At 73.4% G+C, this 21797-nt stretch carries 18 protein-coding genes; 9 read left to right on the top strand and 9 right to left on the bottom strand.

Annotated elements, in window-relative coordinates; all coding sequences use genetic code 11:
* Positions 1 to 10 precede the first annotated feature (10 nt).
* The 3 genes from OHS82_RS14950 to OHS82_RS14960 all read right to left on the bottom strand — a co-directional run bounded on the left by OHS82_RS14950 (position 11) and on the right by OHS82_RS14960 (position 4743).
* Positions 11 to 718: a hypothetical protein gene (locus OHS82_RS14950; RefSeq protein WP_063894344.1), complete on the bottom strand. Its 708-nt coding sequence runs from the start codon at positions 716 to 718 to the stop codon at positions 11 to 13.
* A 118-nt stretch (positions 719 to 836) separates the two neighbouring features.
* Positions 837 to 3902: an ATP-binding protein gene (locus OHS82_RS14955; protein ID WP_328434000.1), complete on the bottom strand. Its 3066-nt coding sequence runs from the start codon at positions 3900 to 3902 to the stop codon at positions 837 to 839.
* 136 nt (positions 3903 to 4038) lie between these two features.
* A complete protein-coding gene (locus tag OHS82_RS14960; RefSeq protein ID WP_328434001.1) occupies positions 4039 to 4743 on the bottom strand; it encodes a hypothetical protein in 705 nt (234 codons plus the stop codon).
* A 375-nt stretch (positions 4744 to 5118) separates the two neighbouring features.
* Between OHS82_RS14960 and OHS82_RS14965 the strand changes: the two genes are divergently transcribed.
* A complete protein-coding gene (locus tag OHS82_RS14965) occupies positions 5119 to 5769 on the top strand; it encodes a dihydrofolate reductase family protein (protein WP_057584128.1) in 651 nt (216 codons plus the stop codon).
* A gap of 15 nt (positions 5770 to 5784) precedes the next feature.
* Here the strand turns inward: OHS82_RS14965 and OHS82_RS14970 are convergent, their stop codons facing one another.
* Positions 5785 to 6567, bottom strand: coding sequence for a hypothetical protein (locus tag OHS82_RS14970; protein WP_328434002.1), 783 nt, complete (start codon positions 6565 to 6567; stop codon positions 5785 to 5787).
* Between the two features lie 289 nt (positions 6568 to 6856).
* Here OHS82_RS14970 and OHS82_RS14975 point away from each other — a divergent pair, with 289 nt between their 5' ends.
* A complete protein-coding gene (locus OHS82_RS14975; protein ID WP_057584728.1) occupies positions 6857 to 7144 on the top strand; it encodes a DUF4190 domain-containing protein in 288 nt (95 codons plus the stop codon).
* Positions 7145 to 7377: 233 nt separating this feature from the next.
* Positions 7378 to 8208: a hypothetical protein gene (locus OHS82_RS14980; RefSeq protein ID WP_057584135.1), complete on the top strand. Its 831-nt coding sequence runs from the start codon at positions 7378 to 7380 to the stop codon at positions 8206 to 8208.
* Positions 8209 to 8232: 24 nt separating this feature from the next.
* On the opposite strand, the gene OHS82_RS14985 is transcribed toward OHS82_RS14980, so the two are convergent.
* The 3 genes from OHS82_RS14985 to OHS82_RS14995 all read right to left on the bottom strand — a co-directional run bounded on the left by OHS82_RS14985 (position 8233) and on the right by OHS82_RS14995 (position 12831).
* Positions 8233 to 9315 (bottom strand): LacI family DNA-binding transcriptional regulator, encoded by a 1083-nt coding sequence (locus OHS82_RS14985; RefSeq protein ID WP_328434003.1) that lies wholly within the window; start codon positions 9313 to 9315, stop codon positions 8233 to 8235.
* A gap of 248 nt (positions 9316 to 9563) precedes the next feature.
* The gene (locus OHS82_RS14990; RefSeq protein ID WP_328434004.1) at positions 9564 to 11450 is read right to left on the bottom strand and encodes a beta-galactosidase; all 1887 of its coding nucleotides are present in this window, start codon (positions 11448 to 11450) and stop codon (positions 9564 to 9566) included.
* 226 nt (positions 11451 to 11676) lie between these two features.
* On the bottom strand, positions 11677 to 12831 hold the full coding sequence (locus OHS82_RS14995) for an MFS transporter (protein WP_057584729.1): 1155 nt from the start codon (positions 12829 to 12831) through the stop codon (positions 11677 to 11679).
* A gap of 312 nt (positions 12832 to 13143) precedes the next feature.
* Between OHS82_RS14995 and OHS82_RS15000 the strand changes: the two genes are divergently transcribed.
* Entirely contained in the window at positions 13144 to 14547 is a 1404-nt protein-coding gene (locus OHS82_RS15000) for an acyltransferase family protein (RefSeq protein WP_079041663.1), read from the top strand.
* A 169-nt stretch (positions 14548 to 14716) separates the two neighbouring features.
* On the opposite strand, the gene ku is transcribed toward OHS82_RS15000, so the two are convergent.
* The gene (ku, locus tag OHS82_RS15005; RefSeq protein WP_328434005.1) at positions 14717 to 15871 is read right to left on the bottom strand and encodes a non-homologous end joining protein Ku; all 1155 of its coding nucleotides are present in this window, start codon (positions 15869 to 15871) and stop codon (positions 14717 to 14719) included.
* 70 nt (positions 15872 to 15941) lie between these two features.
* On the opposite strand from ku, the gene ligD reads away from it, so the two are divergent.
* Entirely contained in the window at positions 15942 to 16826 is an 885-nt protein-coding gene (ligD, locus tag OHS82_RS15010) for a non-homologous end-joining DNA ligase (protein WP_057584143.1), read from the top strand.
* A gap of 176 nt (positions 16827 to 17002) precedes the next feature.
* Here ligD and OHS82_RS15015 read toward each other — a convergent pair whose 3' ends face one another.
* Complete coding sequence (locus OHS82_RS15015) at positions 17003 to 17806, bottom strand: nuclease-related domain-containing protein (RefSeq protein WP_057584145.1); 804 nt, start codon at positions 17804 to 17806, stop codon at positions 17003 to 17005.
* A 110-nt stretch (positions 17807 to 17916) separates the two neighbouring features.
* Between OHS82_RS15015 and OHS82_RS15020 the strand changes: the two genes are divergently transcribed.
* From OHS82_RS15020 to OHS82_RS15035, 4 genes are all read left to right on the top strand, one after another.
* Positions 17917 to 18426, top strand: a complete 510-nt coding sequence (locus OHS82_RS15020; protein ID WP_079041601.1) for a protein-tyrosine phosphatase family protein — start codon at positions 17917 to 17919, stop codon at positions 18424 to 18426.
* A 363-nt stretch (positions 18427 to 18789) separates the two neighbouring features.
* Complete coding sequence (locus OHS82_RS15025; RefSeq protein ID WP_328436065.1) at positions 18790 to 19566, top strand: hypothetical protein; 777 nt, start codon at positions 18790 to 18792, stop codon at positions 19564 to 19566.
* Positions 19563 to 20948 carry an ATP-binding protein gene (locus tag OHS82_RS15030; RefSeq protein ID WP_328434006.1) on the top strand — a complete coding sequence of 462 codons (1386 nt, stop codon included), beginning with the start codon at positions 19563 to 19565 and terminating at the stop codon, positions 20946 to 20948. The genes OHS82_RS15025 and OHS82_RS15030 overlap by 4 nt, the downstream gene beginning before the upstream one ends.
* A gap of 70 nt (positions 20949 to 21018) precedes the next feature.
* Entirely contained in the window at positions 21019 to 21756 is a 738-nt protein-coding gene (locus tag OHS82_RS15035) for an SH3 domain-containing protein (RefSeq protein WP_328434007.1), read from the top strand.
* The last annotated feature ends 41 nt before the right edge of the window (positions 21757 to 21797 follow it).

Consider the following 21797-nt stretch of genomic DNA (forward strand, 5'->3'; position numbering starts at 1 on the left):
GCCCCGGCGCTCAGGCTTTCCGTTCTCCAGGTGTGAACGGGCCGGTCACCGGAGCGACGCACTTGTCGACGACGGTCTGCTCACCGGCCGCCGAGCCGTCCAGGCAGAGCCGTCCGCCCTGGTCCCGCAGGTCGAGGAAGAAGTGCGTGGCCGCGCCGGACTGCTTGAGGTCGTGGATGCGCTCGTCGATGTAGCCGAGTTCGTTCAGGATCTTCCTGACCTCGGTGGGGGTGGGATCCGCCAGATCCCAGAGCGCGTGCGCGATGCGCTCTTCATGGAGGCTGCTCGCGCACCAGTCGCGGGCGTTCAACTCCACCTCCGGCCCCGCCGTGGGGGCCATCGGCTCGATCGGGTCGCTCGGCGGTGTCTCCCCGGGCGGCGGCGTCTCCCCTGCCGGCGCTGTCTGCGCCGGACCGGACGGCGGCGCCTCCGGCGGAGCGCTCGGGGGGCACTGCTGCGCGACCTTGTTGAGCATCTCCGTGAAGGCGACGCCGGAGGGTGATCCGGCGGTGTCGGCGCGGGCGCCTTGCGATCCCTGTGCCCCCTGCGCGCCTTGCGATCCCTGTGACCCCTGCGATCCCTGCGATCCGGCGGCGCCCGTCTTCTCGGTGCCGCAGGCGGTGAGTGCCAGCGCCGCGAGGGCCGCCGACGCGAGCGCTCGCCGCGTACGGCGGCGGAAGCGGGCGGTCGTACCGGTCGGTGCGGAGGTTCGTCTCATGCGCCAAGTCTGCGAGCGGGCCACGTCCACCACGTGAGCACGCGTACTCACTTGCGTGGGGGCACGCACTCAGACTTCGTCACACCGTGGACGCGACGTACACCCGGTCGCGCCCGGCTCACGATCCGACGCCCAGGCCGATGCGGGTCATGAGGCGGGTCAGCGCCGAACGGGACGGTACGTCGAGCTTGCGGTACACCGAGGACAGGTGCGTTTCGACGGTGCGCCGGCTGAGGTGGAGCCGGGCGGCGATGTCCTGGTTGCTCAGGCCCTCCGCCAGGAGTCCGGCCACCTCGACCTCACGTGCCGTCAGCCCCGCCAGTTCCGCCGGGACCGCGGGCGCCTCGGGTATCGCCTCGGGGCGGATCAACTCGGCCAGGTCGACGAGCAGGCGGGCGCCGCCGCCTACGGCGATGCGGTGGGCGCGGTGCCACATGGCGGCGGCGCGTTCGCCCTGGCCGGTGCGCTGCACCAGGGGCGCCGCGCGGAGCAGGCAGTACGCCTCCCACAGGCGCTGGCCGCAGCGGGCGTACTCCTGGGCGGCCGCGTCGAGGAGGCGGACGGCCCGGTCCGTGTCGCCGCGGTGCTCGGCCAGCGACGCCTCGGCTCGCCGGGCGGCCGCGCGCTGGCCGCCGAGACCGAGCCGGCCGGCCTCGCGCGCGGCCTGTGCGGCCGAGCGTCGGGCCTGGTCGACGTCGCCCGTGGCGAGGGCGGCAGCGGTGAGCGTGTCGAGCTGGCCCGGACGGATCGACGGTTGCAGCAGGGGGAGTTCGCGGCCTCCGCCGGCCGTCATGATGGCTTCCTGAGCGCGGTGCGCGTCGCCGCTCACGAAGGTCGTGTGCCCGAGCATGCACCACGCCAGGGCGGGCCACCAGCCCTTGCTCCCGCTGGTCGCGGCGACGGCCTCCTCAGCGGTGGTCAGGGCGGTGACGTCCCCGAACGGTCGGCACAGCAGCAGCACGAGCGTCTTGATGGCGAGGGTGAACGCCAGGAGGTCGGAGCTGCCCGAGGCCCGCGCCGAGGTCTCCGCCTCCTCGGCAGCCTCCAGCGCGGACGGCAGGCGGCAGGTGGTGAGGTGCACGAAAGCCTTGCTCGTCAACAGGTGCGGCAGGACGTGGAGCCGGCCGCCGCGCCGGGCGATGTCGAGCCCTCGGGTGAAGTGCCGTTCGGCGTCCGGGTAGCGCTCCAGCAGGACTTCCGCCCAGGCCAGCCAACTCAACGACTCGCACAGGTCCGTGAGGCCGGGGTCGGTCAGCGCGTCCGTGAGCCGGGACGCGGCGTCGGTGTACCGGACGGCCGCTGCCGTCTCGCCCTCGTACGCCTCGCCCAGGGCGGCCAGCGCCAGGGCTGCCGCCTCACCCGCGCAGTCGTCGTCGGCTCGGGCGAGGGCGACTGCTTCCGCGACGTCCGCGCGGGCCTCGGGGTAGGACGCCGTCAGCAGAGCGGACATGCCGAGGGCGAGCCGCAGGGAGACCGCCTGCCCGGAAGCGGGGCTCGGACGGCGGGACAGCTCGCGGCGCAGCAGAGCGGTGGCCTCCGGGGAGTGGCCGAGGTGCCGCTCCATCACGGCGCACCAGGCGACGGCCTCCGTGCGCAACGGGAGGAGGTCCTCGCCCGACGTCTCGATCAGGGCGTGCAGCAGATCGCGGCTCTCGCGCAGACTGCCGCTGACGCCGAGCGCCCGGGCACGCGCCAGGACGAGTTCGCCTCGCCGCAGGTCGTGCCCTGGCGTGTCCGGCAGGTGCGTGAGAACGACGTTCAGCAGGTGGGCGGCGGTGGCCGGCGCGGTCGACGCGCACTGGGCGGCGGACTCCTCCAGCACGGCGGCTGCCTCGGCGTCCCAGCCGGTCATCGACCGTTCGACGTGGTGGGCCTGCTCGGTGGCGGGAGCACCTCTGCGGGCCAGTGCCCGCGCGGCCCGACGATGAAGTTCGGCGCGCCGCGCCGGGGCGGTGTTCTCGTAGACAAGGGCCCGCACGAGCGGGTGGCGGAGCACCCATCGGCCGCCCGGCCCGGCGCGCAGCACGTCCCGCGCCGCCAGGGCCCTGAGCACCTCCTCGACCTCCTCCGCCCCCTCGACCTCCTCCCCCGCCGCTACCGCCTTCACCGCCTTCACCGCCTTGGCTTCCCTCACCGCCTCCGCCTCGTTCGGCCTCTCCGCCTCCTTCGTCTCGGCCTTCGTCTCGGCCTTCTTCTCGGCCTTCTTCTCGGCCGCCGTCGCCTCCCGCTCCGTCGCCTCTTCGAGTGACGGGCCGATCGCCTCGGTCACCATGGCCGGGGTGGCATGAGCGCCGAGCGCCGCCACCGCCTCGGCGACACGGCGTTGTGGCGCGGTCAGCGCGGTCAGCTCGTCGAGCAGCAGGACCGCGAGGCCGTTGGGGACTCCGACCGCGTCCGTCGCGTCGGGCCGGGTGAGGACGCTGTGCAGCCGGGCGCCGCCGCGGTATGCGTGCAGCAGCGCGAGCAGGTAGAAGGGGTTGCCGTCGCTGGCGGCGTACAGTTGCTTCGCCTCACGCCCGGGGACGTCGTAGGCCAACGTCCGGAGGGACTCCTCCTCGGGGAGCGGGCCCAGTGCGAGGTGCAGTACGTCTCCGCTGTCGGTGCCGCGCGCCAGGGCCGCGGTCAGGGACGTGGGGGTCTGCCGGGCCCGCCGTGCCACGACCAGGAGAACGCGTCCGCGGGCGGGGTGCCGGATCAGGTGATCCACGAGTTCCCGCGACGCGGGGTCCGCCCAGTGCAGGTCGTCGATGGCAAGGACCACGCCTCGCCCGCCGAGGCGTGTGAGGAACGCGGTGATCGCACGATGCAGGCCGAAGCGGGCGACGCCGCCCGGGCCGGACGTGTCTCCCGGCGCCGCTCGCCGGATGCCGTGCAGCAGCAGGTCCAGCTCGGGGAGCTCGGGATCGAGTCCGGGGTCGGCTGCGATGACGCCGGGGTCGACGTCGGCCAGCGCGTCGGTGAAGGCCTGGAAGGGGACGTGCTGTTCGTACTCCGTGGCGCGGCCGCGAAGGACCGTGAATCCGCCGCGCCGGGCCCGGGCGCAGACCTCGCCGAGCAACCTGCTCTTCCCGATGCCGGGCTCGCCGGCGATGTCGACGACCGCCGGTGCGTCGGGCAGGTCCGGTCCGGCCAACAGGGCTTCGAGCCGCGCGAGTTCGGATGTTCTGCCCACCAGTTGCGTCACGCTCGCACACCCTGCCCGCCCGCTCGATCTCAGTTCCCCTCGACCATCCTAGAAGGGGCTACCGACACATATGGGGTGACATATATCGAGCTCGGCGTCGGCGGGGTTGGCGGGGTGTCCCGCGGGGCGGTGCCGCCTACGCGTCGGCCTCGACGCTGGACAGGGGAACGCGAAGAGCGCGATGCAGCCGGGCGGAGGTGTCGATGTCGAGGCCCAGCCTCGCGTGACGCAGGGATGCGCCGTACTGAGCGATCAGCGCCAGGTCACGCAGCTGACGGCACACCTCGGCGGTGAGGACTTCGTCAGGGTCGACGGCGTTGCTGTCGCCGTCGCCGTCGCCGTCGCCGTCGCCGGAGTCGCTGTCGCCGGCGTTCGCACGCTCGTCGCCGGCGTTCGCACGCTCGTCGCCGGCGTTGAGACGAGCGTCCGCGTTGAGACGAGCGTCCGCGGCTTCGACGGCCCGGCTGCTCACCCTCGAGACCGACTCGCCCGCGCCGAACAGGTAGGCCACCGCGGTGTGCAGAACTGCGGCCGCGGCCGGCTCGTCGGCGTCACCGGGGCCGTGCTGCCCGTCGTTGTGGCAGTACTCGCTCAGCAGGTACTCGCCCAGCCCGTGCTTGATCTCACCGAACCCCGACGGATTGCCCAGCGCGGCTTCCCACAGAGCGTTGAGCATCGGCCGGAGGCCGAGGGCGTACTCCGCCTGCTCCTGGGCCGGCAGAGCCTCCTCGGCCCGCATCAGCCGTTCGGCGACCCCGACGGCGAACACCACGCGCTCGTCCGGGGACGCGGCGGCCAACCGTCCTGCCAGCTCGGCTTCCCACTCCTGCCAGGTCGTCATCCGTGCCCACCCCAGTCGTGACTGATCACCTGACCACGACACTAGCCGCACCGTGGCCACGAGCAGCGCCGTGGAACGTCGCCGTGGAGCGGCGGCGAGCGGTGACCGCCCCTCTCACCGGGGGCGCGTCGCAGCGGGCGGCGGCCGCGCCCCCGGTGACCTGCGGTGACGGGCGGTGACGGGCGGGCCGGGTTTCGCCGGGTCGGGACGCGGCCCTTGTTCTATCGTGAGGTGACAGGGAGTGCCGGTGCGGTGTCCCGGCGCCGGACGGGCGAGGACCACGAGGTGGCTGCCGTCGCGGCGATGAGTCCGGCCCGGCCCGCAGGTCTGCCTACCGACCGAGACACACGACTCATGACTCATCGGGAGCACGGCATGGGCCTCATCGACATCGAGATGTTCGCATCACTGGACCTCGTCGCGCAGTCACCCGGCGGCCCGGACGAGGATCCGGAGGGGTTCCCGTACGGCGGCTGGCAGGCGCCGCTGTCGGACGAGGTCGCCGGAGCGCAGATCGTCGCCGCGTACGAGGGCACGGACGCCCTACTGCTGGGCCGGCGGACGTACGACGTCTTCGCCGCGTACTGGCCGCACCAGAAGGGCGGCGCGGACAACGAGATCGCCACGCTCTTCAACAGCGTCCCGAAGTACGTCGCCTCCCGCGGCACGCCCGACCTGTCGTGGGCGGGGTCGACGCACCTCGGCCCGGACCTGGCCGGCGCGGTGCGCGAGATCCGCGACCGGCACGAGCACGTGAAGGTCGTCGGGAGCATCGACCTGGTGCAGACGCTGCTGCGGGAGAGGCTCTTCGACCGTCTCGACCTCTGGGTGCACCCGATCGTGCTCGGCGTCGGGAAGAAGGTGTTCGACGGTGGCGCGGTGCCCATGAACGTCACCCTCCTCGAACCGCCGGCGACCAGTCCGAAGGGCACCGTGTACCTGCGCTACGGACTTGCTGACGGCACGCCCCGGACGGGGGACATGAGCGCACCCGATCGCGGCCTCGGCCAGGACGACCGAAAGTGACCGGCCGACGGGTTGTCAGTAGCGGTGGCCGGGCCAGTGGGGGGACGTCCAGCGGGCCTCGCCGGTGAGGGCGAGCAGCTGTATCCGGTGCTGCAGGTCCGCCGGTGCGCCCGAGGTGCGCAGTCGCGTCGCGGCGTGGCCCAGCAGCCAGCCGACCAGTTCGGCGCGCAGTCCCTCCTCGTCGTGCTCGGGCCAGTGGACGTGCCACGGCAGGCTGTCTCCCAGGAGTGCGTACTCCCACTCCCCGGCCGCCTCGGCGAGACGTCGGTCGCTGAGGTTCCCGGGGTGCGTCTCCCAGTCGGCGAGCCAGGGGCGCAGCGTTCCGGACGCCTCGGCGCACATCGCGAAGACCTGGTGCGCCGGGACGGCCGCGTCCGGATCGGTGAGGCTCTGCACCCACCATGCGTGCAGGAACTCGCTCACGGCGCGGTTCTGTTCGTCGGACCACCGCTGCCAACGGCCGCGGGCGAAGGAGTAGCCGGCCTCTTCCAGCCCGGACAGGGGTCGCACACGGCCGGCGACGAGGGCCGTGGCGAACTGCGGCAGGATGCGGCGCAGCACGGCCGCGTGGTCGGTCCAGTCGAGGGCCTCCCAGCTCCGCCGCAGGAGGTCCGGCTCCAGTTCCACGTCCGGGGTCTTGAGAAGGGCGACCTCTTCCGCGCTGCCCCAGTGGCATGAGCAGTTGTGCTCGTCCGGATGTGCGGTCATGCCGTGGAAGACGTCGAAGAGGTCGTCCAGGGCGACGCCGAGGCGACGGCGTGCGGCGAGATGCGGATGCGTGAGGTGCGTGGGGTGCATGAGGTGCCCGGCCTTCGAGGACTCCGGCCGGCCTGCGCCGGCCGAAGATCGCCACGCTACACGGCGAGGTGGGGTGAGGGGGGTGGGGTGGCGCATCGGCCGGTCCGCCACGTCGTGGCCGCGGTGCCCGTCCGGTGAGGAGGGTGAGGAGGGTGAGGAGACGATGAGGGTGGTCAACTGACGCGGTGTCGACATGGGAACGGCGGCGCGGGGCACTCGGGGACGCAAGACGAAAGCAAAGGAGCGCGTGGCCCGTTCGGTCCGTGCCACCGACAACCGGGAGTGTTCCATGTCGAGTTACAGCAACTCTTCCACCGCGTCCTCCGGGTCACGCACCAACGGCCTGGCGATCGCGAGCCTCTGCTGCGGCATCGTCGGACTGTTCCTCCTGAACATCGTCCTCGGCCCGCTGGCCATCGTCTTCGGCGCCGTCGCACGGCGCCAGGCGGCGGTCAGGAACGGTGCCGGGATGGCGAAGGCCGGCATCGTCCTCGGTGTCGTCGACGTGGTCCTCTGGCTCGTGCTGCTGGCCGTCGCCGCCAGCAACGGCGGGTTCAGCTGGTACGTGGGCGGCTGACCCGACCCGCACGGACGCTCAGAACGGACGCGGAGGACGCACGCTGAGAGCGGGGTGCCCGGCCGGAGGGCCGGGCACCCCGTCGTCGTTTCCGTCGGCGGACCGCGGCCGCCGGGCCGTGTCGGCGAACCATGCGGCCGGTGTGCGCGTCTCAGGCTTTCGCAGGGGCGGCCGCCGGTGGTGCCGCGTGTTCTGGTTCACGGTGCGATGCGGCACCGTGCGGGAGGGTGGCCATGGCGTTGGCGATGTGCCCGTTGTGCAGCGACGATGAGGACGTCGAGCTGGTACGCGGGCTCGAGGGCGGGCGTCGGCTCGTCCGGCACCGGTGCGGTTTCGAGTGGGAGCACGGCGCACTCGTCGAGCCGAGGAAGCAGCCTCCCCGCTCCTTCGTCGATCTCAAGGCGCGTTTCCCGAAGGCCGAGGACGTCGAGCCCGAGGTCCTGGAACGCGTCGGCCGGCTCAAGGCCCGCTACCTCGCCGCCCGACCGGGCTTCGATCCCGACGTGGCGGCCTACTGGGAGAAGTACCGGAGGATCTTCTCCCGTGAGGGGCTGTACGCGTGCGATCCGCGGGCCCTCAAGGACTTCGCGAACTCCGACGTCGGAGCGCGCCCCGGCAACCAGGCCACGTTCAACAGCGCGTGGAACGCCCTCGGCGACGACGCGGCCGCCGAGTCGACCCGGCAGACCGTCGAGTACCTCCTGCACGGACCGGACGACGTCCCGCGCGAGGACCGGCTGGACCACCTGCTGAGCGGTGCGAAGCCGTTCGCCATGACGGGTTTCAAGGAGGCCCTGCTCACCAGGGTGCTCTGCGTGGTGGAGCCCGAGCGCTTTCTGTCGATCCTCAAGTACACGACGGAGGCAGGCGGCAAGCGCGAGATCGCGCGGATCGTCTACGGACTGGAGCTGCCCGCACCGGAGTCGGTGAACTGGACCCTCGGCCGGCTCGTCTTCTGGAGCAACGACCTTCTGCACACCCTCGTCGGCGACGGGTTCGCCAACCAGCAGCACGCCGCCGCGTTCCTGTGGTGGGCGAAGGACCGGATGGACGAGCCCTCCTGAGCCGACGGCCGCCCGCCGGGGGGCTCAGGCGGGGCGGGGCGGGGCGGTGGTGCTGTTGCGGACTCGCAGGTCGACCGGGATGAGCGTGAGAGAGGGCTCCGGCGGCCGCGAAGGCTGGGGCGGGCTGTCGATCCGGGCCAAGAGGACGCGCAGGGCGATGGTGCCGATGTCGGTGAAGTCGGTGCGGATCGTGGTCAGCGGGGGCAGGAAGTGGGCGGCTTCCGGGATGTCGTCGTAGCCGACCACGCTGACCTCCTCGGGGACGCGGCGTCCCGCCTCGTGGAGGGCGCGCAGAACGCCGAGGGCCATCTGGTCGTTCGAGACGAAGACCGCGGTCAGGCCGGGGTCCTTCGCCATTTCGCGGCCTCGGTCGTAGCCGGAGTCCGCGCTCCAGTCGCCGGTGAGGGGAGCGTGGACCTCGGCTCCCGCCGCCTCGAGTGTGGCGCGCCAGCTGTCCGCCCGGCGGTCCGCCGACGTCCAGCCCGTCGGGCCGGCGAGGTGGCGGACCGTGGGGTGACCGAGGGAGAGCAGGTGTCGCGTCGCCTTGCGGGCGCCGGTGCGCGCGTCGGAGGTGACCATGGGGGTGCCGTCGCCGAGGTCGTTGTCCATGACGACCAGGGGGGTGTCGAGGTGGGCCTCCGCGAGGGCGCGCGCCAACCGGACCTGGGGGGCGATCGCGATCACGCCGTCCGCGCCCTCCGCCGACAGCCGGTCGGCGGCCCGCACCACCGTGTCCCGGTCCGCGGTGTCCAGCGCGATCGAGCTCACCAGGTAGCCCGCCTCCTGAGCCGCGGTGTTGATCGCGGTCAGGGTCGAGGCGGGACCGTAGCGGGCCGCGTCGAAGGAGATCACGCCGAGCATGCGGGTGCGGCCGCTGGCGAGGGAGCGGGCGCTGCTGCTGGGGCGGTAGCCCAGCGTGCGCATCGCCGTCCGGACCGCCTCCCTCGTCTCGGCGCGGACGGCCGGGTGGTCGTTGAGCACCCGGGAGACCGTCTGTTTGGAGACACCCGCGAGTTTCGCGACGTCGTCCATCACCGGGCGGGCTCCGGCGAAGTTGCGTCTGCTGCGTCCCCTGGGCGCCGGGCCGTCGGCCGCGCTACCGGTCATGGTGGGGGGCTTCTTCCTGTGGACTGGCCGGACAGGGCGGAGGAGCCCGTGCGCGGGCGGGGGTGGGGAGGGTTCCGCTCGCGGGGGCGGGCTTGTCCGGGCAGTCGCGCTGATCGTGCTGAACCGCCCGGCGGATCCACAGGATAGGCCGGGCGGCGAGCGGACGGACGGGTGGGCGGACGGTTGACGGTGCGGCCCGGGAGGCGGGACGGGCCGGGGAGACGGTCCGGGCGGGGGTGCGGGGCGGGTCAGGGACCGGTCGGGCCCAGGTCGGGGACGTCGGTGAGGCGGGCCTCGGACGTCGTGGCGCCGTGCAGTTCGAGGAGGACCAGGTCGTTGGCGCCCCTGCGCAGGACCGGACCGGGGACGTAGAGGGTGCGCTGGGGGCCGCGGTTCCAGTAGCGGCCGAGGTGGAAGCCGTTGATCCAGGCCTGGCCCTTGGTCCAGCCGGGGAGGGAGAGGAAGGCGTCGGCCGGGGTCGACACGTCGAAGGTGCCGTGGTGGAAGGCGGGCCCGGCGAAGGCGAAGGCCTCGGGGACGGGGATCCGCGAGGTGGGCGACCCGGGGGGCGCGCTCTCGGGGTCGGCCGTCCCGGAGGTGGCCGTCCCGGAGGTGGCCGTCCCGGAGGTGGCTGTTCCGGAGGTGGGGTGCGGGGCGGTGGGGTGCGGGGCGGTGAGGGTCGTCACGGAGGGGGCGTCGTCCAGCGGGAGGGCGTGGCAGTCCCAGTCCTGCAGGGGCCGTCCCAGGAAGGTGACCGGGCCCAGCAGGCCCTTGGGGACGCCGATGCGGGGCCCGTAGTTGACCCGGCCCATGTTCTCCACGAGCACGTCGAGGACGGCGCCCGCGCGTGGGACGTGGACCGGCAGGGTCTCCTCGTAGCGCTCCCGCTCCAGGACGCCGGCCGGGGCGCCGTCCAGGAAGACCTGGGCGCGGTCCCCCACTCCCCCGGCGAAGTGGAGCAGGCCGTCTCCCGGGGTGGGGACGGTCGTCCGGTAGAGCATGTAGCCGGAGCGCCGGCCCATGTCGTCGGCGGAGAGCGGGTCCTTGGCGCGGACGGGGCGGCCGGCCGGCGGGATGAGGGGCGAGCGGTGGGTCAACCGGACCGTGGTCGGCGGGAGTTTGGGCGACGGGGCCGGGACCGGCTCGTCCGGGACCGGGGCGTGGCGGGCGATGACCTCACGGAAGGCGTGGTACTTCGGGCCCGGGTCGCCGCTCTCGGTGAGCGGGGCGTCGTAGTCGTAGGAGGTGACGGTGGGGACGTAGGCGTGATGGTGGTTGGCGCCGTTGGTGTAACCGAAGTTGGTGCCGCCGTGGAACATGTAGATGTTGACGGAGGCGCCCGCGGAGAGGAGCCGGTCCAGGTCGGCGGCGGCGTCCTCGGCGTCCCTTCCGTGGTGCGGGCCGCCCCAGTGGTCGAACCAGCCGATCCAGAACTCCGAGCACATCAGGGGGCCTTCGGGCTGCGCCTCACGGAGCCGGCGCAGCGACTCCTCCACCCGGCTGCCGAAGGTGCCGGTGGCCAGGACGCCGGGCAGCGTCCCGTTACGGAGGTGGTCGCCGGCGGTCTGGTCGCAGGTGAAGAGCAGTTCCTCGACACCGCGGGAGCGCAGGGCGTGCTCGATGTGCTTGAGGTAGGCGACGTCGTCGCCGTACGCGCCGTACTCGTTCTCCACCTGCACGGCGATGACGGGGCCGCCCGACGCCGCCATGTACGGCAGGAGCGGCGGGAGGAGCAGGTCGAGGTAGCGGTCGACGGCGTCCGTGAACCGGGGGTCGCTGGTGCGCAGGCGGATGTCCGGGTCGGTGGTGAGCCAGTGGGGCAGGCCGCCGCCGTCCCACTCGGCGCAGATGAAGGGGCCGGGGCGGAGGAGGACGTGCAGGCCCTCGTCCGCGGCAAGGCGGAGGAAGCGGGGCAGGTCGAGCAGGCCGTCGAGGACCAGGGTGCCGGGTTCGGGCTGGTGGAGGTTCCAGGGGAGGTACGTCTCGACGGTGTTCAGGCCCATGAGACGGGCCTTGCGCAGCCGGTCGGCCCACTGGTCGGGGTGGACGCGGAAGTAGTGCATCGCCCCGGAGAGGATGCGGAAGGGGTCACCGTGGAGGAGGAAGCCGTCGGAGGTGGTGGCGAGGGCGGGCATGAGGTCCCTTCGGTGGGGTGAGGCAGGGGCGTGGTGGGCGTGAGGCAGGGGCGTGGGGCCGCTGTGGGTACCGGCGGGCGGGGAGTGCGGGTGAGTGGGTGAGTGGGGGGCAACGAGTTGAGCGACGGACGGGCTGCGCCGGGACGACCTGGGCCGCGCCGTGCCGCGTCGTGCCGTCACGCCGCTCCCTCGGGCGGGGGTGACCGCGGACGCGTTCCGGGGTGCTTCAGGGGGACGGTCTGCGTGTCGTCCGGGTGAGCCAGAGGGTGGACGCCAGACAGACGGCTGAGACGGCCGCGAGGATGAGGGGGACGGCCCCGACGCCCGACCACTCGATGCTCTTGCCGAGGGCCGGGCCCGCCGCCACGCCGCCCAGCATGGACGCGGCCATGACGATCGCGCCGGCCCGGCGGGCGCTGGGGGCGACCCGGCTGAGCCAGGGCAGGCCGGTGGGGAAGATCGGGGCGATGAAGAGGCCCACGCCGGCGTAGGCGTAGGGGGCGAGGCCGGGGATCGCCGCCAGGAGGAGACAGACCGTCATTCCGGCACAGGACACCGTGATGATCGTCTGGCCGGAGAAGCGCAGGGCGATCGGGGCGGCCAGGAAGCGGCCGACGGTCATCATCAGCCAGTAGACGCTGGTCGCGGTGGCGGCCGCACCCGCGCCGTAGCCGACGGACTCCAGGTGGGTGGGTTCCCAGCCGCCCACGCCCGCCTCGATGCCCACGTGCAGGACGTAGAGGGTGACGAAGACGGCCAGGACGGAGCGCAGTGCGGCGCCGACGGGCGTGCGGTCGCCGGTGCCGGCGGACGCGGGCTGCGGCGCGTGGTCCCTGACGCCCCGCAGGCAGAGCAGCAGCGGGAGGTTGGCCAGGGCGAAGGCCAGGAAGAGCGCCGGGTAGTGCTCGGCGCCGACGGCTCCGATCAGGGCCGGACCCAGGATCGCGCCGACGCCGAAGTGGGCGTTGAGGATGTTGAGCATCGCGGTGGAACGGCGTCCGAAGCCCGTCGCGAACAGACGGTTGAGGCCGTAGTCGATGCCGCCGAAGCCGATGCCGGCGAGGAGGGCCGCGAGGAGGGCGAGGGGCCAGTCCGGGGCGAGGGCGAACCCGGCGGCCCCGGCCGCCATCAGCAGGTACGCGACGGCGAGGATACGGCGGTTGCCGGTGCGTCCGAAGCGGCGGTCGAAGAGGAGGACGCCGGCGACGCCGCCCGCGAAGTGGGCGCTCAGGCCGAGGCCCGCGGCGGAGGGGGAGAGTCCGAAGTCGTCGCGGAGGGCCGGGATCGACGGTCCGTACAGGGCCTGGAGCGCGCCGATGAGCACGAATCCGAAGCAGGACGCGACCACGGCGGACGTCGTGAAGACGGGGCCGGCCTCCACGGCGCCGGGGCCGGCTCCGGCGACGACGGGGCCGGCCGGGGTGGGCGACGGGGGTGCGGTGGGTGGGGTGCGCTGTGCCGTGGGGTGATCGGTCACGCGGACTCCAGGACGGACGGCCCACGGCGTCGTGGGGTGCGATGTGATGCTCCGACGACCGTCGATGTTACCGGTAACATGCGGGGCGTCAAGAGCGCGGCAGGGCCCGGTGGAACCGGTCCCCGCACCCGATGCGGGGCGTCCTGAGGGCACGGCTTGGTTGCGACAACGCGGTTGACCTGTAAGGGGGTCGGCGCCGGCGGCAGCATGCGGGGCATGAGCCGAGACCGGTACGTCGACTTCCTGCGGGCCTGGGCGATCCTGCTCGTGGTGCTGGGGCACTGGCTGATCACCGGGCTGGTCCGGCACCCGGACGGGACGCTCACCGCGCCGGAGATGCTGCTCGCGCTGCCCTGGACGCAGTGGCTGACGCTGGGCTTCCAGATCATGCCGCTGTTCTTCCTGGCCGGCGGGCACGCCGCCGGCGGGTCCTGGGCGCGGAGCCGGGACGCCGGCGCGACCGCCGCCGGGTGGGTGGGGCAGCGGGCGGTGCGACTGCTGCTGCCCACGGCCGCGTACAGCGGTCTCGTGCTGCTCGCCGTGGGCGTGTGCGGGCCGCTCGGCGTGGATCGCGCCACCCTCGCGCTGGTGGGCTGGGCGATGGCCATGCAGTTCTGGTTCCTGCCGGTGTACCTGCTGATCAGCGTCCTGACGCCGGCGCTGTACGCCCTGCACCGACGGTGGGGCCTGCGCGTGCCGGTGGTCATGGGCGTCGTCGGGTTCGGCGTCGGCGCGTTCGTCGCGGCCGCCGGGCCGCCCCGCTCCGGGCTCGTCGAGGCCGTCGGGGCGGTGAACTACCTGCTCGTGTGGGGCGTCGTCTACCAGCTCGGCTTCTGCTGGCGGGACGGGCTGCTGACGACCGGCGGCGGGCGGCGGACGGCGGCCGCCATGGCGCTGGGCGGAGGGGCGGTGTTCGCCGCACTCGTCGGGCCCGGGCCGTTCCCGGTCAGTCTCATCCTGGTGACGGGGCAGGATCTGAGCAACACCGATCCGCCGTCGGCGGCCCTGCTGGCCTGGGCGGTCGCGCAGGTGGGGGTGGCACTGTGGATCGCGCCGGCCGTCCGAAGGGCGCTGGAACGGGACCGGGCGCAACGGGCGGTGCGGGCGCTCGGGTCCGGCAGCATGGCGCTCTATCTGTGGCACATGCTGCCCGTGCTGATCGTCGCCGCCGCCTTCTACCTCACCGGCCTCGCCCCCGAACCCGGATACGGCTCGGCGGGCTGGTGGGTCCTGCGTGTGCCGTGGCTGCTGGTGCTGGGGGCGGTCCTGGCCGGGGTCGTCCGGGCGTTGCGTCCACTGGAGCGGAGGCTGGCCTCGGTGGAGAGGGCCGTCCGGCCCGATGCCGGGCTTCGCGGGGCGGCGGCCTGGCGCGTGTGGGCGGGGCTCGGGGCGAGCGTCTGGGCGCTGGCCTGCTTCGCGGGCCACGGGTTCGCCCCCGGAGGCGCGTTTCCCGTCCTGGCGGCGCTGGGGCTGGGGGCGGGCACGGCACTGCTGGCCCTCCCCCGCCGGGGCGGCGACCTGCACGACGTGGACGGCACGAAGGACGGGGACGACCTGGGCGACGAACGCGGCAGCGCCGGGGCCGACGGGGACGACGGGGAGTGGCAACGGGCCGTCTGAGGGGCGCTGCCGGCCGGTCGATCGCGGCGGGAGGGAGGACTCCGGCCTGCTGATCGCCGGCCGTCGGAGAACGGGGTCGCCTGATCGATACCGGCCGGGGGGGGGGGGGGAGAACTCCGGACGGCTGATCAGCAGTGCGCCTGGGGCGGTGCGGGCTGGTGGGCGGTGGTCAGGCCGTGCGTTTGCGGGACGTCGCCTTCTTCGCCGTCTTCTTGGCCGCCGCCTTGGCACTCGTCCCGGACGCCGACTTCGCGCTCGTCCCGGACGTCGTCTTCGCGCTCGTCCCGGACGTCGTCTTCTTCGCCGTCGACGTCGTCTTCCTCGCGGCGGTCTTCCTGGCCGTGCTCCCGCTCGCCGTCGTCTTCTTCGCGGCCTGAGCGGACTTCGCCGTCGACTTGCGCGGCGCGGCCGTGGACTTCCTCGCCGTGGACGTCGACTTCTTGCCACCCGTCTGCTTGGGCGAGGCGCCGGCCGACTTGCGCTGGGGCAGGCGTCTGACCTCGGCCTTCTCGGCCGCCTCCGGCTCCTGTACGGAATCCGACGCCTCGCCCCGCGACTCCTTCGCCGCCCGGACGCTCTTCTCCAGGGCCGCCATCAGATCCAGCACCTTGCCGCTGGACGGCGCGGCCGGGGCCTCGGGGGGCGCCTCGCCGGCCGCCTTCGCCGCGACGACCTCCTCCACCGCCTCGCGGTACTCGTCGTGCAGGTCCTCCAGGTCCACCTCGCCCAGGGTGTCCATCAGGGCGTCCGCGAGGTCCAGTTCGTTGTCGCGGACGGTGACGGAGGTGTCCGGGGCCATGCCCTCCGGCGCGCGGACCTCGTCCGGCCAGAGCAGTCCGTGCATCGCGATCGCCTCGCCGACCACGCGGAGCATGCCGAGGCGCTCACGCCCGCGGAGGGCGTACTTCGCGATCGCGACCTTGTGGCTGCGCTTCAGGGCCTCCCGGAGCAGGGTGTACGGCTTGGCCGCAGGGGCGCCGCCCGCCTGAAGGTAGTAGGCGGCGTCCATCTGCAGCGGGTCGATCCGGTCGGCCGGTACGAAGGCCACGATCTCGATGGTCTTGGCGGTCGGGAGCGGCAGGTGGGACAGGTCCTCGTCGGTGATCGGGATGATCGTGCCGTCCGCGTCCTCGTAGCCCTTGCCGATCTCCGCCGACGTCACCTCGCGTTCCTCCAGCTCGCAGACCTTGCGGTAGCGAATGCGGCCGCCGTCCTCCGTGTGGATCTGGCGGAAGGAGATCGAGTGGTTCTCGGTGGCGTTCACCAGCTTGATCGGGATGCTGACGAGACCGAAGGAGATGGCGCCGTTCCAGATGGATCTCACGTGCAGCACCTTTCCGACCGAGCGCGGGTGGCATGAGGTGATTTCAGCTGAATTATGTGATTCTCATCGTATGACGCCGATCACCGAGGTGGAGGGCAGACGGCTCGCGCTCAGCAACCTGGAGAAGGTGCTGTACCCGGCGACCGGCTTCACCAAGGGCGAGGTGCTGCACTACTACGCGACCGTGGCCGACGTCCTGCTCCCCCATCTGCGGGACCGGCCGCTGTCCTTCCTGCGCTACCCGGACGGGCCCGGCGGCCAGGTCTTCTTCGCCAAGAACGTGCCGCCCGGAACGCCCGACTGGGTCACCACCGCCGAGGTGCCGCGGTCGGAGGGGCCGGCCCGGATGGTGGTCGTGCAGGACCTGCCGAGTCTGGTGTGGGCGGCGAATCTCGTCACCGAGTTCCATACGCCCCAGTGGGTGATCCAGGAGCCGGAGACCGCCGACCGGCTCGTCTTCGACCTCGACCCCGGCGCGCCCGCCACCGTCGTCGAATGCTGCGAGGTCGCGGTGTGGCTGCGGGAGCGGCTGGCGGCGGACGGCATCGAGGCGTATCCGAAGACCTCCGGGTCCAAGGGGCTGCATCTGCTGGCGGCGGTGCGGGGGGCGTCGTCCGAACGGGTCACGGAGTACGCCAAGCGGCTGGCCGTGGAAGCGGAGCGGGCCGCTCCACGACTGGTGGTGCATCGCATGACGCGGAGTCTGCGGCCGGGGAAGGTGTTCGTGGACTGGAGTCAGAACGCGGCCCGCAAGACGACGGCCGCGCCGTACACGCTGCGGGCGCGGGCGGAGCCCACCGTGTCGGCGCCGGTCACCTGGGAGGAGGTGGAGGAGTGCCGGTCGGTGGGGGCGCTCACGTTCTTCGCGGCGGATGTCGCTTCGCGGGTGCGGGATTTCGGGGATCTGTCGGGGGCGGTGTTCGAGGAGGGGCGGGTGGGGGTGGTGCCGCCGTGAGGGGGGGTGGCCTCAGGTGTTTTCGCCCCCGCCGCCCCTACCCGTCCCGTCGTCGGGGGCGCTGCCCCTCGGCCCCGCCGGGGGGCTCTGCCCCCTGACCCCCGTGTCGGCCCTGAACGGGCCTCGTCCTCAAACGCCGGACGGGCTGACTGGGGACGCCGGACAGTCGGCGGGTGTCAGGCTTCTGTCCAGGTTGTGCGGTCTCTTGCCATTGCGTGGAGGGCCTCCACGTCCGCCGGTTTGAGGACTCCGCCCAGGCGGGCCAGGGCCGGGACGTCGGTTTCGGTCAGGACGCGGACCTGGCGCGGGGGGCCGGTGAAGGCGACGTCCGCAGGGCCCACCAGGGCGAGCACGGGACGGACCTCGGCCGTGAGCGCGTGGGACGCGCGGTCGGCCTCGCCCCGGATCCTGCGCAGCAGGGGCTCCGGGTCCCGGCGGCCCAGCCCGACCACCGGGTCGGCGATCCGCACCCGCTGCTTACGGGCGTACAGGGTGTGGACGGCGAACAGGCCCGCCGGGCCGATGGCCAGGTGGTGGAGCCGGTCGCCGCCCGGGAGCGGGAGGGAGTGCAGCGTGTGCCAGCCCGCGCCGTCGAGACGGTCCAGTGCCTCGCCGACCGTCTGCTCCGCCGAGAGGGAGCGCCGGCGCGGGTCGGTGCGCAGCCGGTGGGCGGGGCCGGGGTCGCGGTCGAGGTCGACCAGGAGGGCCTCGCCGGGGCGGTTGGGGGCCAGGTCGTCGTCCGGGTGGAGGGCGAGCCGGGCCAGCTCGGCGGGGGTGGGGACGGGGGGCGGGCCGACCGTGACCGGGCCCGTGACGAAGGGGCCGAGGGCCTCCAGGACGTCCTCCCTGCGGTCGTCGGCGATCACGTTGATCCTGGCCGCCTCACGGTCGTACCAGGCGATGTTCCTGCCGTCCGTGAGGCAGACGTAGAGCCGCTCCCGGCCATGCCTCCAGGTCGGTATGACGCGCAGTCCGTTCATGCACCATCACCCCATGACCATGGGAACAGGAGGGACGCTGCGGGGCAAGAAGGCGGTTACCCCCGGAGCGAGTTGGGCAGAGCCTAGGCAGCGCGTTTGGGGAGGCGCCGTTGCGGACTCGCAGGAAGCGACCCGACGTACCGGAACCGGATCGTCCGTGGAGCGAGATCGTGCCCGGCCTGTGGATGGGCGGCCATGAGTTCCGGGGGCGTTCCGGAGAGCGGGAGCTCGCCGTGGTGCGGGACGAGTTCGATCTCGTCCAGACGCTGACCCGGGCCAGGCCGGGACACGGGCCCGGGCCGGGTGTGCAGCACCAGGTGTGGCCGATTCCGGACGGTCCCCTGGACGGCACCCAGCTCGCCGGGGTGATCCGGCTGGCACAGGCCGCGGGCGACGCGCTGGACGAGGGGCGGACCGTCCTCGTGCGCTGCTACAGCGGCTACAACCGGTCGGGGCTGGTCGTCGCCCATGCGCTGGTGCGCCGGGGGTCGTCGGCCGACGCCGCGATCCGGCTGATACGGTCGCGGCGCTCGCCGTGGGCCCTGCACAACGAGCTGTTCGTGGAGTACCTGCGCGCGGGACTGCCGACGGCCCGGCTGCTCGAGGAGTTGGCCGAGTAATCGTTTCGCCCGTGGTCAGCGCCTCGGCATCGGCTCGCCCTTCCGGCCTACCGGTACGCAAAACGGACGTCCTTACGAATTAAGGTGTGCGGGAGCCGGTAACGACGCCGGCGGCAGCCGTGGCCACCGGCCGTAGGCCAGAGGAGTCACAGGAGTCCCGTGTTCCGCAGTCGTCCCGCCACCTCAGGCGATCCCGGCCCCGGCGATCCCGGCCCCGGCCCCGGCGGCCCCGTCGGCCGTCCGGCCGGTCCGGCCGGCGTGGACGGTCCGGGTGCGTCCGGCCCGCGCGGCCCGGTCGGCGGTCCCGGCCGTTGCGGCGGGCCGGTCCGCGCCCGGTTCGCGCTCGCCGCCGCCGGCGTCGTCCTGCTGGGCTCGGTCGTCGTCGGCTGCGGGGACGCCGGGGATCTGCAGGGGGCCGGCGCCACACCGACGGCGATCAGTCCGGACCGCCTCTGGCCGGATCTGACCCCCGCATCCCGCCCCGCCTTCGACATCGGCGAGGTGGAGACCGAGGTGGTGCGGGACGTCGCCGTGCCCGGCGGGGACATCCGGGCGGTGAACCCGGTCACCGTGGTCCGCCGGGAGATCGCCCGCAATCCGGGCGACTACGGTGCGGGAGGGTACGCGGAGACGGCCCGCCGGATGGCGGACTGCGGCAAGAGCGGCGCGAAGGCGGCGGCCGAGTGCCCCGTCCTCAAGGCGTACTACCGCGATCTCACCGGAGACGGTCACGACGACATGACGCTGGGCTTCCGTCAGCTTCCCGGGAACCTCACGGCGGTCCGCGTCTACACCGTCCGCAAGAACCGGCTGGTGCAGATCATGGGCTACGAGGACGCCGTCAGCGGGGTCGAGCTGGCCGCGCGGTCCGTGATCATCCGCGCCCCCTCGGAGGTCGCCGGGTACGAGTACCGACTGCAGTGGACCTGGGACCAGCAGCAGCAGGCCATGCTGCTCACCCACGACGAGATGCTGCGCACCGGCGGCCGGAAGCACAAGCCGCGGTCGTCCCTCACCACCCCCACTCCCACCCCCGGAGCCACGACCCCTCCGACCGACTCCCGCACGCCCTCGTCCGCGACCTCGTCCGCCCGGGGGTCCGCCTCCCGCTCCGCCTCCTCCCCCGCGAGCGGCCGATGAGGCTGGGGGTGCCCTCGTGGGCCGGCACGCTCGCCGCGAAGGCGGCCGTCTTCATCACGGTGATGTGCTGCGCGCTGGCCGCCCTGCTCGGCGTGCTCGTGCACGTCTCGGTGACGAACCAGACCGTCGGTCAGGCCCGCCACCTGGCGCTGTCCAGGCTGAAGGAGGCGACGACGGCGTTCGAGGCCGGGGGCTCGCTCGGGTGGGGCGCGAGCGTCGACCCACGGGGACTGCCCGTCTCGTTGCGGGCGTTGGCGGCGGCCGGGGAGCGCGGCACCATGGTCGCCGACCGCGACGGGCGGCCCACGATGTGGGCGGCTGGCCCGGTGGACGGCGGCCGGGCCCTCGCGGTGGCCGTCGACTACTCGCAGAGCGCCCGCACCATCGAGGCGCTGGACACCGCGATCCTGTGGTCGTCGGCGCTGGCGATCGGGGCGACGCTGCTGGTCGGCGCGGTCGCGGTGACCCGCGTGACACGGCGGCTGCACACCACCGCGCAGGTGGCCCGGCGGATCACCGCGGGCGATCTGGACGCCCGCGTGAACGACCCGCGCGCGAGGGAACCGGGACGGCCGCGGGACGAGGTGGGCACCGTCGCCGTCGCACTGGACTCGATGGCGTCCTCGCTGCAGGGCAAGCTGCTGAGCGAGCAGCGGTTCACCGCCGACGTGGCGCACGAACTGCGGACGCCGCTGACCGGGCTGCACGCGGCGGCCGAACTGCTGCCGCCGGGACGGCCGACGGAGCTCGTGCGCGACCGGGTGGCGGCACTGCGCACGCTCACCGAGGACCTGCTGGAGATCTCCCGGCTGGACACCGGACGGGAACGGCTGGAGCTGGACGCCGAGGACCTGACGGCGCTGGTGGTGCGGGTCGTGCGGGCGGCGGAGACCTCGGACGGCTCGGGCGGCGCCGGCGGTGCGGGGGCGGTCGGCGGTGCGTCCGCCGCCGGGGGTCCGGGCGGCTCGGGCGGTCACGGGAGTTCCGGCGGCTCGGCGGCCGGCGTGGCGGTCACCGTCGTCCGGGACGCGCGCGTCGAGACCGACCGGCGGCGCCTCGAGCGGGTCCTGGGGAATCTGCTGGCCAACGCGCGCCGGCACGGACGCGCGCCGGTCGTGCTGACGGTGGACGGACCGGTGGTCACCGTGCGGGACCACGGGGACGGTTATCCGGACTACCTCCTCACCCACGGGCCGCAGCGGTTCCGCACCGAGGGCGGAGCGAAGGGCCACGGACTCGGTCTGACGATCGCGGTGGGACAGGCGGAGGTGCTGGGGGCACGGCTGACGTTCGCCAACGCGCCGGACGGCGGCGCCGTGGCGACCCTGACACTGCCTCAGACGCCTCCGGCCGTGAGCGGCCTCCCCGATGGCGCAGCGTGACGGGCGGCGTGCCCGAACCGCTCCTAGTCTGGCGATAAGTCAGCTTCACCCTCTTCGTGGAGGTATCGCCATGTCCCTGCGCACCGCTCTCACTCGCCTCGCCATAGTCACCGCGGCCGGCGCCCTCGCCGCCTCCGCGGCCGTCACCCCGGCCCTCGCCGACGGCGGGGACGGCGTCCACGCCCAGCAGGGCGGAACGAACGACTGGCAGAACGAGGGCGGCGACGGCGGCGACGACTGGCAGCCCGGCGGCGGGGACGGTGGTGACGACTGGCAGTCCGGCGGCGGCAACCAGTGGCAGTCGGGAGGCAACCAGTCGAGCGTCAATCAGAACGGCAGCCAGTCCGGCGGCAACCAGTCGGGCAACCAGTCCGGCGGCAACCAGTCCGGCGGCAACCAGTGGCAATCGGGCGGTCATCAGTCCGGCGGCAACCAATGGCAGTCCGGAGGCAACCAGTCCGGCGGCCAGTCGGGCAACCAGTCGGGCGGCAACCAGTGGCAATCGGGCGGTCATCAGTCCGGCGGCAACCAGTGGCAGTCCGGAGGCAACCAGTCCGGCGGCCAGGACGACGGCCGCCGTTCGCGCGGGCGCGTCACCGCGGGCGAACTGCTGCTGCGCAGCGCGCCCACCCGGGCGAGTCAGGTGATCCGGGTGGCCTACCGCGGGGAGATCGTCTCCATCTTCTGCCGCACCTCGGGTCAGGACGTCCAGGGCAACACGCACTGGTACCTCCTGACGGACGGCACCTGGGCCTGGGGCTCGGCTCGCTACATCGAGACCATCGGAGCGGCGCCGCGCTGGTGCTGACACGACCGCCCGCCACGGCTCACAAGGAGCCACATTTGGGT

Origin of the sequence: Streptomyces sp. NBC_00425 (genome assembly GCF_036030735.1) — a bacterium.
Classification (GTDB): Bacteria; Actinomycetota; Actinomycetes; order Streptomycetales; family Streptomycetaceae; genus Streptomyces.

Coding starts and splice junctions, on each gene's coding strand:
- OHS82_RS14950 (WP_063894344.1), bottom strand. CDS start 718: ATGAGACGAACCTCCGCACCGACCGGTACGACCGCCCGCTTCCGCCGC.
- OHS82_RS14960 (WP_328434001.1), bottom strand. CDS start 4,743: ATGACGACCTGGCAGGAGTGGGAAGCCGAGCTGGCAGGACGGTTGGCC.
- OHS82_RS14965 (WP_057584128.1), top strand. CDS start 5,119: ATGGGCCTCATCGACATCGAGATGTTCGCATCACTGGACCTCGTCGCG.
- OHS82_RS14970 (WP_328434002.1), bottom strand. CDS start 6,567: ATGCACCCCACGCACCTCACGCATCCGCATCTCGCCGCACGCCGTCGC.
- OHS82_RS14975 (WP_057584728.1), top strand. CDS start 6,857: ATGTCGAGTTACAGCAACTCTTCCACCGCGTCCTCCGGGTCACGCACC.
- OHS82_RS14980 (WP_057584135.1), top strand. CDS start 7,378: ATGGCGTTGGCGATGTGCCCGTTGTGCAGCGACGATGAGGACGTCGAG.
- OHS82_RS14985 (WP_328434003.1), bottom strand. CDS start 9,315: ATGACCGGTAGCGCGGCCGACGGCCCGGCGCCCAGGGGACGCAGCAGA.
- OHS82_RS14990 (WP_328434004.1), bottom strand. CDS start 11,450: ATGCCCGCCCTCGCCACCACCTCCGACGGCTTCCTCCTCCACGGTGAC.
- OHS82_RS15000 (WP_079041663.1), top strand. CDS start 13,144: ATGAGCCGAGACCGGTACGTCGACTTCCTGCGGGCCTGGGCGATCCTG.
- ligD (WP_057584143.1), top strand. CDS start 15,942: ATGACGCCGATCACCGAGGTGGAGGGCAGACGGCTCGCGCTCAGCAAC.
- OHS82_RS15015 (WP_057584145.1), bottom strand. CDS start 17,806: ATGAACGGACTGCGCGTCATACCGACCTGGAGGCATGGCCGGGAGCGG.
- OHS82_RS15030 (WP_328434006.1), top strand. CDS start 19,563: ATGAGGCTGGGGGTGCCCTCGTGGGCCGGCACGCTCGCCGCGAAGGCG.
- OHS82_RS15035 (WP_328434007.1), top strand. CDS start 21,019: ATGTCCCTGCGCACCGCTCTCACTCGCCTCGCCATAGTCACCGCGGCC.